Below are 13,971 nucleotides of genomic sequence, written 5' to 3' on the forward strand. Positions count from 1 at the left end.
CTATGGGGTTGATAGGCCGGAGGTCTACAACAGCAATGTACAGCCGACCGGTACTAATAGGCCGAGGGCTTGTCCCACACCCACCATGCACACCAAAAGGCAGCAATCCAGCTGACAGGTGCAACACCTGGTGATGTCTCGCGTCCACTACCCAACACCAAACAACCGTGTTGAACCCACAACTGAATGTTGTGACACCAGACCACCCACGACCGCACACATCCTGCGACTGGGTCCTAGTGTTACGGCGGCCATAGCGACAGGGAAACACCCGGACCCATCCCGAACCCGGAAGTTAAGCCTGCCAGCGCCGATGGTACTGCCCCCGAGAGGGCGTGGGAGAGTAGGACGCCGCCGAACATCCTTTGAGGAAGGGCCACCAGCATGCTGGTGGCCCTTCCGGCATTTATGGGCATGGCAGGGGCATTTCCTGGCTTTCCGGGGGCCCACTTTGCGTGCACAGGGAGGTCTCCCGCACCGCCTTTCCACCGGGCTCGCCTGATCGGGCCGCGGAGGTCGGTGCGACCCCGGAGCGTGGTGGCCGGAGGTGATGCGACATGAAGACAGGCAAGGAGCCTGACAAGACCGAGGACACCACGGTGGTGGTGAACGAGGTGCGGCTGCAGGGGAGGCTGTCGCGGGATCCCGAGTCCCGGACCCTGCCGAGTGGCGACGAGATGTGGACGTTCCTGCTCGTGGTGCCGAGGCCACCGGGCGGCCGGAGCAGGCAGAGCGTCGACGCCATCGACTGCGTGGTGTGGGGAGGCCGGGTGCGAGCTTCCGTGGCCGGCTGGGCCGCTGACGACGTGGTCGAGGTGAGCGGGCCCCTGCGCAAGCGCTTTTTCCAGGGCGGCAGCGGCGCAGCCTCGCGCGTCGAGGTCGAGGTGACCGCAGGGCGCATGGTCAAGCGGGCGGCGGCTCGTCGCGAAGCGAGCGCATGAGCACCCCGACGCTGGGCTTCGGCTGGAAGGACGTCGCCTTCTCCGGCAACAAGCGGCCTGCCTGCGCCACCCGCAGCACGGTGTCGAACTCCAGCGCCGGCATGAGCACGGCGACGCCACGGCCGGCCCGCACCCGAGCGAGGGCCTGCTCGACCGAGTGGTGGTAGGCGATGTTCCGATCGGTGAGCGCGAGCGGAGCGAGCAGCTCGTCGTGGAGCACCTCGACGGCCGCACGATCGGGCGGCAGCGGGAGGTGCACGGTGGCCCACGACCGGCCGTCGGTGACCACCAGCGTGTCTCTGGCGAGGGCGGCGAAGGCATCGGCCATCGGGACCTGCGTGCACGTCGCCGAGCGGGAGAAGACGGTGTGAACGGTCGCGAGGGACGTGCCCGACAGCACCCGGTGGATGGCCCCGAGGAACAGAGGGGTGTCGGTCTGGTCGACCAGCATCGCCAGCCCCTGGTCGGCCGGCCCGCCGGGGTGCTCCTGCTGCAACCGGAGATAGGCGGCGTACCGGTGATGCCCGTCCCCGATCAGCGCCTGCGCCTCGGACAGGCTGCTGTGGAGGAGATCGAGATCGGCGCCGTCACGGATCGCCCAGAGGCGGTGCCGCTGGTCGGCACGGTCGACATCCTCCTGCAGCGGTGGCCCCCGGACGATGCGTTCGACCAGCGCCCGGGCGGTCTCCGGACCGCGGTGCACCACGAGGATGGGCGCGGGGTTGAGCTGCCAGGTGCTCATCCGCTCGGCGAGGTCGCGCACCTGGTCGGGGTGGATCCCCTCGTGGGGGAGGACGGCCCGGTCCGCCGGGGTCGACGCCCGGTGGGCGATGTCGAGGGCACCGACGAGGCCGCGGACGGTCATGCCGTCAGCGGTGTACTCGTGGACGTAGACGGCCGGTTCGGAGTCGCGGAGGAGCTGTCCGCTCGTTGCCCAGCCGTCCAGGCGCTCGGAGACCTCGCGATAGGGTCGCGCGAACAGGCGAGCGGTGGCGGGATCCCCGATCCGGCCGGCCGTCAGGCGCCAGCCGCGAAACGGCAGCAACCGCAACGGTCTGCCCACCGACGGCGGGATGACCGTCGGGCTCGCGTCCATCGAAGCATCGTAGGGGGACCATTTCCGTGCCGGATGGACGCGTGCTGGGGACCTCGGAGCGGCCACTGGCAGAGGCCTACGACCTCGCGATGCTGGACCTCGACGGGGTCGTGTACATCGGCGGCGAGGCGGTGCCGGGGGCGGCCGAGCACCTCGAGCGGGCCCGGAAGGCGGGGGTGCGCATCGCGTTCATCACCAACAACGCCTCGCGGCCCGCCGACGACGTGGCCGCTCACCTGCGGGAGCTCGGGGTGGAGGCGCGCACCGAGGACGTGGTGACCTCGGCCCAGGCGGCGGCGCGGCTGCTGCGGGACCGGTTCGGCGAGGGCGCGGCGGTGGCGCTGCTCGGGGGCCCCGGGCTCGACGAGGCGCTGCGCGACGAAGGGCTGGAGCCGGTCGCGGTGAGCGCGAGCGAGGCGGTCGCGGTGGTGTCCGGGTACGGGCCGAAGGTGCTGTGGCGCGACATCATGCGCGCCGCGGTGCGGGTGCGCGACGGCCTGCCGTGGGTGGCCAGCAACACCGACCTCACGATCCCGACACAGTTCGGGACGGCGCCGGGACACGGCGTGCTGGTGGGTGTGCTGCGCGAGTTCTCGGGAGTCGACCCGGTGGTGGCCGGGAAGCCGGAGCGGCCGCTGTTCGACGAGACGTTCCGCCGGGTCGGTGGCGAGCACCCGCTGATGGTGGGTGACCGGCTGGACACCGATATCGACGGGGCGCTGAACGCCGGCTGCGACAGCCTGCTGGTGATGACCGGTGTGACCGGGCTGGCGGAGCTGGTGGCGGTGCCGTCGGGCCGGCGGCCGACGTACGTCGCGGCGGACCTGGCCGGGCTGCTGGAGGCCCAACCGACGCCCGGGTTGAGCGACGGCGCGGCGGAGCTCGGCGGGTGGCGGGTACGCGTCGAGAGCGGCTCGCTGGGGGTCGAGGGCAACGGGAGTGCCGACGACTGGTGGCGGGCGGTGGCCGCGATCGCGTGGGCACACCTGGACTCGTCGGGAGAGGTCGTGGACACGGGCGGTCTGGAGCCGCCGGGAGCGGGTTCGGCACAGCCCGACGGGTAGTCTGCGGGCATGACCGAGGCCCCCGATGAGTACACCGACGTCCCCGCCGACAACGACGACGCGGACGCGGCGGACCAGGGTGTCGAGGGGCTCTCGGAGCAGGGCGACGACGAGCTGACGACCGGTGACCCGCGGGTCGACGAGGTGCTGGCGTCGATGGACGCGCTGCACCACTTGCCGGTGTCGGAGCACGCGGGCGTCTTCGAGAGTGCGCACGAGGAGCTGCGGGCGGCGCTCGAGCCGGACGGCCAACCGGATCGTCAGTCGGCCTGAGCACAGCCGAGGGCTGAGGTGCCCCGTCGCCTGCGGCTGGACGCGGAGCTGGTCCGGCGCGGACTGGCCCGCTCGCGCGAGCACGCCGCGGAGCTGATCGGCGACGGGCGGGTGAGCGTGTCCGGAGCGGTCGCCGGGAAGCCGGCGACGGCGGTCACCACGGACGTGGCCATCGTGGTGCGGGAGGACCCGGACAAGCCGGACTACGTGTCGCGCGGTGGGCACAAGCTGGCGGGGGCGCTGAAGGCGTTCGAGCCGGCGGGGCTGGTCGTGGCGGGCCGCCGCTGCCTCGACGCAGGGGCGTCGACGGGCGGGTTCACCGACGTGCTGCTGCGGCACGGGGCGCGCGAGGTGGTGGCGGTGGACGTGGGGTACGGCCAGTTGGCCTGGTCGCTGCAGAGCGACGACCGGGTGCGGGTGCACGACCGGACGAACATCCGCGAGATGACGACCGAGACGATCGGTGGGCCGGTGGACCTGGTGGTCGGCGACCTGTCGTTCATCAGCCTGGAGCTGGTGCTGGACGCCCTCATCGGGGTGACCGCCGAGGACGGGGACCTCGCGGTGATGGTCAAGCCGCAGTTCGAGGTGGGCAAGGGACGGGTCGGCAAGGGCGGGGTGGTGCGCGAGCCCGAGCTCCGCGAGGAGGCGGTCCGGTCGGTGGCCGACGCGGCCGCCGCGCGCGGCTGGGGAGCGCGTGCGGTGACGGTCAGCCCGCTGCCGGGGCCGTCGGGCAACGTGGAGTTCTTCCTGTGGCTGAAGCGGGGCGAGCCGACGGTCGGGGAGGAGGTCATCCACCGGACGGTGTGGGAGGCCACGGACCCGGGGGTGCCGGGTGAGAAGGTGGAGACATGAGTGTCCAGCCCGCCGTCGTCCGGCGCGTCCTGCTGCTGGCGCACACCGGCCGCGAGGACGCGCGGGACGTGGCGCGGGCGTTCGTGAAGGCGCTCTCGAGCCACGGGATCGTGGTGCGTGCGCTGGCCGAGGAGGCGGCGGACCTGGAGCTGGACCCCGACGACCTCGAGATCGTGGCGGGCGGGGACGACGACGCGGCCTGTGACTGCGAGCTGGCCATCGTCATCGGCGGCGACGGCACGATCCTGCGTGCGGCCGAGATCACCCACGAGCGGGGCACGCCGCTGCTGGGCGTGAATCTCGGGCACGTCGGGTTCCTGGCCGAGTCCGAGCCGGAGGACGTCGAGAGCACGATCACCGCGGTGGTCGAGGGGCGCTACACCTCCGAGGAGCGGCTGACGATCGACGTGTCGGTGTTCACCGACGGCCAGCTGGTCACCAGCACGTGGGCGCTCAACGAGGCGAGCGTGGAGAAGGCGGCCCGCGAGCGGATGCTCGAGGTGGTGGTCGAGGTGGACGGGCGGCCGCTGTCGCGGTTCGGGTGCGACGGGGTGGTGTGCGCGACGCCGACCGGCTCGACGGCGTACAACTTCTCCGCGGGCGGCCCGGTGGTCTGGCCGGGGGTGGAGGCGCTGCTGATGGTGCCGATCAGCGCCCACGCGCTGTTCGCGCGACCGTTGGTGGTGGCGCCCTCGTCGACGCTGGCGGTGGAGGTGCTCACGCGCACCGGGGGCTCGGGCGTCCTCTGGTGCGACGGGCGGCGCACGGTGGACCTGCCGCCGGGAGCGCGGATCGAGGTACGTCGCGGAGAGCGGCCGGTGCGGTTCGTGCGGCTGCACGCGGCGCCGTTCACCGACCGGCTGGTGGCGAAGTTCGGGCTGCCCGTGCAGGGCTGGCGGGGAGCCTGAGGTGCTCGAGGAGATCCGGATCGGGTCGCTGGGCGTCATCGAGTCCTCGACCCTGGAGCTCGGCCCCGGCCTCACCGTGATCACGGGCGAGACCGGCGCCGGCAAGACGATGCTGGTCACCGCCCTGGGGCTGCTGCTGGGCGGGCGCGCCGACACCGGCACCGTGCGCACGGGTGCCAAGGCGGCCCGGGTCGAGGGTGTGGTGCGGGTCGACGGGATGCCGGACTTCGCCGCCGCCGTGGAGGAGGCAGGCGGCGAGGTCGAGGAGGACCGCGTCGTCCTCGCGCGGAACGTTTCGGCGGAGGGGCGGTCGCGGGCGTACGCCGGCGGTGCCACGGTCCCCGTGGCGGTGCTCGCCGAGCTGACCCAGCCCCTCGTGGCCGTGCACGGCCAGGCAGACCAGCACCGGCTGCTCGCCCCCCGGGCACAGCGCGACGCGCTGGACCGCTTCGCCGGTGATCGCGTGGCGGAGCCGCTGGCGAGGTACGTCGAGCTGCGGGCGCGACTGCTGGCAGCCGAGACGGAGCTGGCCGAGGTGTCCAGCGCGGCGCGCGAGCGCGCCCGCGAGGCGGACCTGCTGCGGTTCGGGCTGGACGAGATCGCGGCCATCGAGCCGCTGCCCGGCGAGGATGCCGAGCTGGCGGCCGAGGAGGCGCGGCTCGGGTTCGCGGACACGCTGCGGGCCGCGGCGGAGCGGGCGCGCGAGGCGTTGTCGAGCGAGTCCGGTGACCCCGACGCGCTGGCGGCTGCGGCCGAGGCACGTACCTCCCTCGAGTCGGTCCGCGACCACGACCCGGAGGCCGCCGAGCTGGCCGACCGGCTGGGCGAGCTGACCTACCTGCTCTCGGACCTGGCCGCAGACGTCGCGTCGTACGCCTCGCGGCTGGAGACCGACCCGACGCGGCTGGCCTCGGTGTCGGAGCGGCGGGCTGCGTTGACGGCGCTGACCCGCAAGTACGGCGACACCATCGCCGAGGTGCTCGTCTGGGCCGAGCAGTCCGCGACCCGGTTGCTGGACCTCGACGACACCGACGGCCGGATCGAGCGCCTGCGCGAGCAGGTCGCGTCCCTCCGCACGGACCTGGCGACCACCGCGGCCGAGCTCACCACGGCGCGGGTCGCCGCCGCCACGACGCTCGGCGAGCAGGTCTCCGAGGAGCTCACCCTGCTGGCCATGCCCGACGCCCGGCTGACGATCGAGGTCCGCCAGCACGCGGTCGGGGCGGAGGCCCCCGGGGCGCTGAAGGTCGGCACGCGGTGGGTGCGGTTCGGCTCCTCCGGCGTCGACGAGGTCGAGCTCCAGCTGGCGGCCAACACCGGGTCACCCGCCCGGCCGATCGCGAAGGGGGCGTCCGGCGGCGAGCTCTCGCGGGTGATGCTGGCGATCGAGGTGGCCCTCGCGGGCACCAGCCCGGTGCCGACGTTCGTGTTCGACGAGGTGGACGCGGGCGTCGGCGGGCGCGCGGCCGTCGAGGTCGGCCGGCGGCTCGCCGAGCTGGCCAAGAACGCCCAGGTGCTCGTGGTGACCCACCTGCCGCAGGTGGCGGCGTACGCCGATCGCCACGTGGTCGTGGAGAAGTCCAGCGACGGCTCGGTGACGACCTCCGGGCTGACCGTGCTCGACCCGGAGGCCCGGGAGCGGGAGCTGTCGCGGATGTTCGCGGGGATGGACGACTCGGACACCGCGCTGGCGCACGCCCGTGAGCTGCTCGAGACGGCGGCACCGGGCCGAGCCCTGGCCTGACGGTTCGGCCTGACGGCCTGACGGATTGGCCTGACACGCCGCAGCGCCTGCCGGGACCGACCGGTTCCGGTTGACAGCATGGGTGGGGATGACCACCTTCACCCGCCCGTCCCGCCGCCGCCCGGCCGAGGTCCTGCCCGGCGTCCACGGCACCGCCCGCGTCGACCGCCGGATCGCGACGCTGCTGCCGCGGCTGCGACCCGGTGACATCGCCGTGCTCGACGTCCTCGACCTCGACAAGCCCACCGCCCAGGCGCTGGCCGACGCGCGCGTGGCGGCCGTCGTGGACGCCAGCGCGCTGATCTCCGGGCGCTACCCGAACCTCGGCCCCGAGCTGCTCGCGGACGCCGGGATCGTGCTGGTCGACCGCATCGGCACCGACTCGCTGGCCCTCATCAAGGACGGCTCGACCGTCCGCGTGCACGACGGGGCGGTGCACATGGGGGAGCGCGCCGTCGCCGTGGGCCGCGACCTCGACGCCCCGACGATCGAGCGGGAGATGGACGCCGCCCGCCAGGGCATGGTCGCCCAGCTGCAGACGTTCACCCACACCAGCAGCGAGTTCCTGCGGCGCGAGCAGGACCTGCTGCTGCACGGGATCGGGCTGCCCGAGCTGCGGACCCGCCTCACCGGCCGGCCCGTGGTCGTCGTGGCCGACCCGCGCCAGCTGGCCGCCCACCGCAAGCGGCTGAGGGCGTTCCTGACCGAGCAGCGCCCGGTACTGGTCGGCGTGGACGCCGGCGCCGACGCGCTGCGCGAGGCCGGGTACAAGCCGCACGTCGTGGTCGTCACCGGGGGAGCGGAACCGCCGTCCACCAAGGTGCTGCGCGCGGCTCACGACGTCGTCCTCGTCGTCGAGCCGGGAGCCTCCCGCGCCTTCACCGAGCGGCTGGAGCGCCTCGGCGCCAGTCCCCTGCGCCTCGAGACGACCGCGACCGCCCAGGACGCCGCCCTGCTCCTCGCGGACGCCGAGGAGGCCCGCGTGATCGTCGAGGTCGGCACCCAGGCGAGCCTCGAGGAGTTCCTCGACCGCGGCCGGGCCGGGCTCGCCAGCACGTACCTCACCCGCTTGCGGGTCAGCCCGCGTCTCGTCGACGCGGCGGCCGTGCCGACCCTGTACTCCGGCAAGATCCGGCCGCGGCACCTGCTGCTGGCCCTGCTGCTGTGCCTGGTGGCCGTCGCGGCCGCCATCGCCAGCACACCGGTCGGCCACGAGTGGGCGGTGGACGCCCAGCACTGGCTGGCCGACGCGTTCGACAGCCTCCAGGGACGGTTCTCGTGACCCGGCTGCGCCGCCAGCTCATCCCTCTGGTCGTGCTGGTGATGGCGGTGGCCGTCGGCATCGCCCTCGGCGCCGGCCCGCTGAGCGACCTCGGTACGTCGCCGCCGAAGGCCGCCGCCCAGCCGCCGCAGCCCACGGTCGACACCGCCGCGCAGGACCGGGCGACGTACGCCGACGCCTTCGCCGGCACCGTCAGCCAGGGGCTGTACGCCGGCCGGCTGCACGGCCACGCCGTCGTCGTGCTGACGCTGCCCGGGGCCGACGACGACGTCGTGGACGCGCTGACCGAGCAGGTGCGCCAAGCCGGGACCCAGGTGATCGGCTCCTACGGGCTGCGCCGCACGCTCGTCGACCCGACGCGCAAGGCACTGGTCGACACGCTCGGCACCCAGCTGGTCGCCCAGCTGGGCGCGGACGTGGTGACGGCCGACGCCACGACGTACGACCGCATCGGCCAGCTGCTCGGCCGGGCCGTCTCGACGGCCAGCCGGAAGACCGGGATGGACCCGGCCAAGGTCTCCTCGTTGCGGGCGAGCCTGCACGGCGCGGGGCTGCTGGCCCTGCCGGAGGACGAGCCGGGACTGGCCCCGCTCGTGCTCGTGGTGACCGGCAGCGAGGTCGACGCGCCGGTGATGAACGGTCTCGTGAGCGGCCTGGCCGCGGTCGCGAAGGGCGTCGTGGTGGCCGGTCCGACCAAGGACGCCGACATCACGACCCTGCGCAGCGCACCGCCGACGCGTCCGGTCGCGACGGTCGACGGGACCGACACGGGGTCCGGCCAGGTGGCCGCCGTCCTCGCCCTCATCCACGTCCTGGCCACGCCGGGCGGCTCCTTCGGTGCGTCGGGTTCGGACGCGCCGGCACCTCTCGGGTAGGATTGAAGTCCGTGAAGCAAGCGCCCACCAAGCACGTGTTCGTGACCGGGGGCGTCGCCTCCTCTCTGGGCAAGGGCCTTACGGCCTCGTCCCTCGGGCGCCTGCTCCGTTCGCGCGGTCTGCGCGTGACGATGCAGAAGCTCGACCCGTACCTCAACGTGGATCCCGGGACGATGAACCCGTTCCAGCACGGCGAGGTCTTCGTGACCAACGACGGGGCCGAGACCGACCTCGACATCGGGCACTACGAGCGGTTCCTGGACACCGACCTGAGCCAGATCGCCAACGTCACGACCGGCCAGGTGTACTCCAGCGTGATCGCCAAGGAGCGCCGCGGCGACTACCTCGGCGACACCGTCCAGGTCATCCCGCACATCACCAACGAGATCAAGGACCGGATCCGGGCGATGGGCGCGCCGGACGTCGACGTGGTGATCACCGAGATCGGCGGCACGGTCGGGGACATCGAGTCCCTGCCGTTCCTGGAGGCCGCGCGCCAGGTCCGCCACGACATCGGCCGCGACAACTGCTTCTTCCTGCACGTCTCGCTCGTCCCGTACATCGGCCCGTCCGGGGAGCTGAAGACCAAGCCGACCCAGCACTCGGTGGCCGCGCTGCGCAGCATCGGCATCCAGCCCGACGCGATCGTCTGCCGCGCCGACCGCGAGATCCCTGAGGGCATCAAGCGCAAGATCTCGCTGATGTGCGACGTCGACGAGGAAGCCGTGGTCACCGCGGCGGACGCGCCGTCGATCTACGACATCCCGAAGGTGCTGCACCGCGAGGGCCTGGACGCCTACCTCGTCCGCCGCCTGGACCTGCCGTTCCGCGACGTCGACTGGACGACGTGGGACGACCTGCTGCGCAAGGTGCACCACCCCAAGGACGACGTCACCATCGCCCTGGTCGGCAAGTACGTCGACCTCCACGACGCCTACCTGTCGGTCGCCGAGGCCCTGAACGCCGGCGGGTTCGCCCACGAGACCAAGGTGCACATCCGCTGGGTGCCCTCCGACGAGTGCGCCGACCAGGCCGGCGCGCACCGCCAGCTGCACGACGTGGACGGCGTCTGCGTGCCGGGCGGGTTCGGCGTGCGGGGTCTCGACGGCAAGCTCGGCGCCCTCACCTACGCCCGCACCCACGGCATCCCGACGCTGGGCCTGTGCCTGGGGCTGCAGTGCATGGTCATCGAGTACGCCCGCAACGTCGCCGGGCTCGAGAAGGCCGCCTCCACCGAGTTCGACCCCGACTGCCCCGAGCCGGTCATCGCGACCATGGAGGAGCAGAAGGCGTACGTCGACGGGGCCGGCGACCTCGGCGGCACGATGCGCCTGGGCCTCTATCCCGCGGAGCTGGCCGCCGGCTCGATCGTCCGCGAGGCCTACGGACAGGCACGGGTCGAGGAGAGGCACCGACACCGCTACGAGGTCAACAACCACTACCGCGAGCAGCTCCAGGCCGCGGGCATCGTCTTCTCGGGCACGAACCCCGACCTCGACCTGGTCGAGTACGTCGAGCTGCCCCGCGACGTGCACCCCTACTACGTCTCGACGCAGGCGCACCCGGAGCTCAGGTCCCGCCCGACGCGTCCGCACCCGCTGTTCGCCGGACTGGTCGGCGCGGCGCTGGAGCGTCAGCGGTCCGAACGGTTCCCGATCGACGAGACCGGGCTGCGCCGCGAGCCGGCGGATGGCTGACCCGCTGACCCATCGGCTGGCCGACCCGCGGGCGCTCGAGCAGCTGGTCCTGGACACCTGGGACTTCGGCGACGCCGCAGGCTCGGCGGGGCGCTTCGGGGAGGCCGTCGCGGTGCTGCGCACCCAGCAGGCCCGCGCGACAGGGCTCGCCGGGGACTTCGAGGCGGCCGGCCGCATCCTGGACGAGGTCGAGTCCGCCGGGCCGACGTCGGCCCATGCGCGGGCGCGGATCGCGATCGAGCGCGGCCGGGTGCTCAACTCGACCGGGGACCCGGCCGGCGCCGCGCCGTACTTCGCCGAAGCCCACCGCCTGGCCACCGAGGCCGGGGCGGGAGGCCTCGCGCTCGACGCGCTGCACATGCAGGCCATCGCCGCCGGTGCCACCGAGGGGCCGGCCGCCGCACGGGCCGTCGACGAGCGAGCCCTGGCCGAGATCGAGGCGACCGAGGACCCGCAGGTGCGCCGCTGGCTGGGCTCGATCCTCAACAACCTCGGCTGGGACCTGCACGACTCCGGCGAGCCGGAGCGCGCGCTCACCGTGTTCGAGCGCGCCGTCGAGGTCCGGGCGGAGGCCGACGACCGCCAGGCCTGGGTCGTCGCCCGGTGGTGCGTGGGCCGCACGCTGCGCACGCTCGGGAAGTACGACGAGGCGCTGGCTCTGATGGAGGAGCTGGCCGCCGACCCGGTCGGCGCCGAGGACGCCTACGTCGCCGAGGAGATCGCCGCCAACCGCGAGGCGCTGGGCAGGGTCTAGAGCTCGCCGCGGGCGCGCAGCTTGCGCACGAGCGTGTCCACGCCGCCGAGCAGGGCAGCGCGGACCGTGGGGTCGGTCCCGGGCTCCTTGGCCAACGCGGTCGCGTCGTCGAGGAACCGCTGGTCGCCGACCATCGGGAACATGCCGCCGATCAGTCCGAAGACCTTGAGCATGCCGCCGCCGGCGAGCTTGGGGACCTCCTGGAGGTACCGCTCGGTGAACGGCATCAGCACGTCGCGCTGCTCGGGACGCCAGAAGGCCCGGATCATCTGGCCCATGACCACCCCGCCGGGCACCGACTGCTCGGCGTACAGGGCGTGCCAGGCCTCCTCCTTGGCCTCGGTGAGGTTGCGGGAGGCGCGCACGATCAGGGCACTGACCGCGGCGTCCGGGTCCGGGTCGCGCTCCAGGAGCCGCTCGACCGCTTCGGCGTCGTCGTCGCCCTGGGCCGCGCGCGTGGCGGCGACCCGCCAGGCGAGGCCGATGTTGTGCTCGGCCGCGGCGTCGAGCTGCGCGAAGTGCTCGGGCTTGGTGGCGTTGGCGGCCAGCGCGAGGAGCGCTCCCTGGGCGAGGTCGGGCTCGGTGGCCAGCCGGGCCGCGCTGTCGGCCACCCGAGTGCGCTGGGCGGTGATGTCGGCGCTCGGTGTGTAGAAGGAGGCGATCAGGCCGGCCATCCGCAGGAACGGCTCGACGATGCCCTCGAGGCGTTCGGTCTCGAGGACGCCCAGCACGCAGGTCAGGGCGTCGTCGCCGGAGAGCTCGCCCTTGACGAGCATGTCGTACGCGGTGGCGACGGCCAGCGCCCGGGACACGGGGTCCGGCAGGTCGCCGGCGCGGCGGAGCATCACGTCGAGGCTCGCCTTGTCGGTCCGGACCGCTGCGAAGGTCAGGTCGTGGTCGTTGACCACGAACAGGTCGGCGTCCGGGAGCTCGACCCGCGTCTCGGCGCCCTCGGTGCGCACCTCGACGTCACCCACGTGGCGCAACCGGCCGTCGTCCTCGGCGTAGCAGCCGATGTCGAGCCGGTGCGAGCGAGGCCGGCCGCCTCCCGGCCCGGCCGCGCGCAGCACGTCGCCGTCCAGGGAGAGGGTGTCGGTGCCGGACTCGTCGAGCCACTGCGACTCCCACGTGGTCAGGTCCTGTCCGCTGGCCGCGCCGACGGCGCCGGTGAGGTCCTCCAGGCGCGTGTTGCCCCACGCGTGGTCGCGGAAGTAGGCGCGCAGCCCCTCCAGGAACGCGTCCTCGCCGGCGTACGCGCTGAGCTGGCGCAGCACCGACTGGCCCTTCTGGTACGAGATCGCGTCGAAGTTGGCCATCGCCTGCGAGACGTCGGGCACGTCGCCGCGGATCGGGTGGCTGGCCGGCCCCATGTCGACGCGGTAGCCCTCGAGCTTGCCGGTGGCCAGGAACGCCGCCCAGCTGTCGGTGTACCTCGTGGCGCCGACCAGCGACCAGGTGGCCGCCCAGGACGCGAACGCCTCGTTCAGCCAGAGGTCGTCCCACCACTTCATGGTCACCAGGTCGCCGAACCACATGTGCGCCATCTCGTGCAGGTTGATCGAGGCGGCCTGCCGCCGCTGGTCGTAGGTCGGGTCGCTGCGGAACAGCACGCCGTCACCCCAGGTGACGCAGCCCCAGTTCTCCATCGCGCCGCCCATGTCGGGCACGAACACCTGGTCGTACTTCTCCTGGCCGAACGGGACCCCGAACTTCTCGCCGAACCAGGCGAGGCCCTGCTCGGTGACCGTGAAGAACTCGTCGGCATCGCGGTCGAGGAGGTGCCTGAGCGACTGCCGGCAGAAGAGGCCGAGGTCGTAGCCGCCGCGGCTCTCGCGTCGCTCGTAGAACGGGCCGGCGTTGACGACCGTGACGTACGTCGAGAGGCGCGGGGTGTCCGCGAACGTCCAGAGCTTCCCGCCGTCGGCCAGGTCCTCGATCGAGGTGTGCCGGGAGTTGCTGCAGACCACCCACGTGTCCGGGGCGCTGGCGGTGAAGCCGTGCACCGCCTTGAGGTCGGGCTGGTCGAAGTTCGCGAAGGCCCGGCGGGCCATGTCCGGCTCGAAGGTCGTCCAGACGTAGACGAGCTTGTCGCTCGGGTCCACCGTGCGCTTGATGCCGTGGGCCGACGCGGTGTCGGACTGCGACGAGGTGACGACCAGGACGTTGTCGGCCTGGAGGTCGGGCAGGGGCAGCCGACCGCGGTCCTGCGTGGACGGGTCGAGCTCGACGCCGTTGAGCGTGGCCCTGGTGACCGTGGCGACGCAGTCGATGAACGTGCTCGAGCCGGGCTCGTCGCAGCGGAAGGTGACGGTGGACGTCGCCTCGAGGACGTCGCCCTCGAGCAGTCCGCGGAGGTCGAACGCCACGTCGTACCGGTCGACCTCGAGCAGGGCGAAGCGCTCCTCGGCCTCGGCGCGGGTGAGGGACAGCGGTCCCGTATCGGTGTCGGTCACGCCTGCCACGGTAGCGGCCGATAACCTCG

Annotated in this window: 12 protein-coding genes and 1 rRNA gene; 11 read left to right on the forward strand and 2 right to left on the reverse strand. The window is 73.0% G+C overall.

Features of this window, described 5'->3' with window-relative positions; translation table 11 throughout:
• Positions 1 to 243: 243 nt before the first annotated feature.
• Together rrf and ISU07_RS18185 are read left to right on the forward strand one after the other, a co-directional pair.
• Positions 244 to 360: ribosomal RNA gene (rrf, locus tag ISU07_RS18180) — 5S ribosomal RNA — on the forward strand.
• Positions 361 to 557: 197 nt separating this feature from the next.
• Positions 558 to 941: a single-stranded DNA-binding protein gene (locus tag ISU07_RS18185; protein ID WP_194708258.1), complete on the forward strand. Its 384-nt coding sequence runs from the start codon at positions 558 to 560 to the stop codon at positions 939 to 941.
• Here ISU07_RS18185 and ISU07_RS18190 read toward each other — a convergent pair.
• Complete coding sequence (locus tag ISU07_RS18190) at positions 904 to 2,037, reverse strand: DUF1015 family protein (RefSeq protein ID WP_194708259.1); 1,134 nt, start codon at positions 2,035 to 2,037, stop codon at positions 904 to 906. The two genes, ISU07_RS18185 and ISU07_RS18190, sit on opposite strands and share 38 nt — an antisense overlap.
• Positions 2,038 to 2,078: 41 nt before the next feature.
• On the opposite strand from ISU07_RS18190, the gene ISU07_RS18195 reads away from it, so the two are divergent.
• The 9 genes from ISU07_RS18195 to ISU07_RS18235 all read left to right on the forward strand — a co-directional run bounded on the left by ISU07_RS18195 (position 2,079) and on the right by ISU07_RS18235 (position 11,489).
• The gene (locus ISU07_RS18195; protein WP_323742697.1) at positions 2,079 to 3,101 is read left to right on the forward strand and encodes an HAD-IIA family hydrolase; all 1,023 of its coding nucleotides are present in this window, start codon (positions 2,079 to 2,081) and stop codon (positions 3,099 to 3,101) included.
• 9 nt (positions 3,102 to 3,110) lie between these two features.
• Positions 3,111 to 3,374 carry a hypothetical protein gene (locus ISU07_RS18200; protein WP_194708394.1) on the forward strand — a complete coding sequence of 88 codons (264 nt, stop codon included), beginning with the start codon at positions 3,111 to 3,113 and terminating at the stop codon, positions 3,372 to 3,374.
• 18 nt (positions 3,375 to 3,392) lie between these two features.
• Complete coding sequence (locus tag ISU07_RS18205; protein ID WP_194708260.1) at positions 3,393 to 4,229, forward strand: TlyA family RNA methyltransferase; 837 nt, start codon at positions 3,393 to 3,395, stop codon at positions 4,227 to 4,229.
• On the forward strand, positions 4,226 to 5,137 hold the full coding sequence (locus tag ISU07_RS18210) for an NAD kinase (protein WP_194708261.1): 912 nt from the start codon (positions 4,226 to 4,228) through the stop codon (positions 5,135 to 5,137). Before ISU07_RS18205 ends, ISU07_RS18210 begins: the two co-directional genes overlap by 4 nt.
• A gap of 1 nt (position 5,138) precedes the next feature.
• Entirely contained in the window at positions 5,139 to 6,881 is a 1,743-nt protein-coding gene (gene recN / locus ISU07_RS18215; protein ID WP_194708262.1) for a DNA repair protein RecN, read from the forward strand.
• An 88-nt stretch (positions 6,882 to 6,969) separates the two neighbouring features.
• Positions 6,970 to 8,163 carry a putative cytokinetic ring protein SteA gene (gene steA / locus ISU07_RS18220; protein WP_194708263.1) on the forward strand — a complete coding sequence of 398 codons (1,194 nt, stop codon included), beginning with the start codon at positions 6,970 to 6,972 and terminating at the stop codon, positions 8,161 to 8,163.
• The gene (locus tag ISU07_RS18225) at positions 8,160 to 9,038 is read left to right on the forward strand and encodes a copper transporter (protein WP_194708264.1); all 879 of its coding nucleotides are present in this window, start codon (positions 8,160 to 8,162) and stop codon (positions 9,036 to 9,038) included. The genes steA and ISU07_RS18225 overlap by 4 nt, the downstream gene beginning before the upstream one ends.
• An 11-nt stretch (positions 9,039 to 9,049) precedes the next feature.
• A complete protein-coding gene (locus ISU07_RS18230) occupies positions 9,050 to 10,735 on the forward strand; it encodes a CTP synthase (protein ID WP_194708265.1) in 1,686 nt (561 codons plus the stop codon).
• Positions 10,728 to 11,489 (forward strand): tetratricopeptide repeat protein, encoded by a 762-nt coding sequence (locus ISU07_RS18235; RefSeq protein ID WP_194708266.1) that lies wholly within the window; start codon positions 10,728 to 10,730, stop codon positions 11,487 to 11,489. Before ISU07_RS18230 ends, ISU07_RS18235 begins: the two co-directional genes overlap by 8 nt.
• Here ISU07_RS18235 and pepN read toward each other — a convergent pair.
• Positions 11,486 to 13,942, reverse strand: a complete 2,457-nt coding sequence (gene pepN / locus ISU07_RS18240) for an aminopeptidase N (protein WP_194708267.1) — start codon at positions 13,940 to 13,942, stop codon at positions 11,486 to 11,488. The genes ISU07_RS18235 and pepN overlap by 4 nt on opposite strands.
• Positions 13,943 to 13,971: the final 29 nt, after the last annotated feature.

The organism is Nocardioides islandensis (assembly GCF_015352455.1).
GTDB classification, from domain to species: Bacteria; Actinomycetota; Actinomycetes; order Propionibacteriales; family Nocardioidaceae; genus Nocardioides; species Nocardioides islandensis.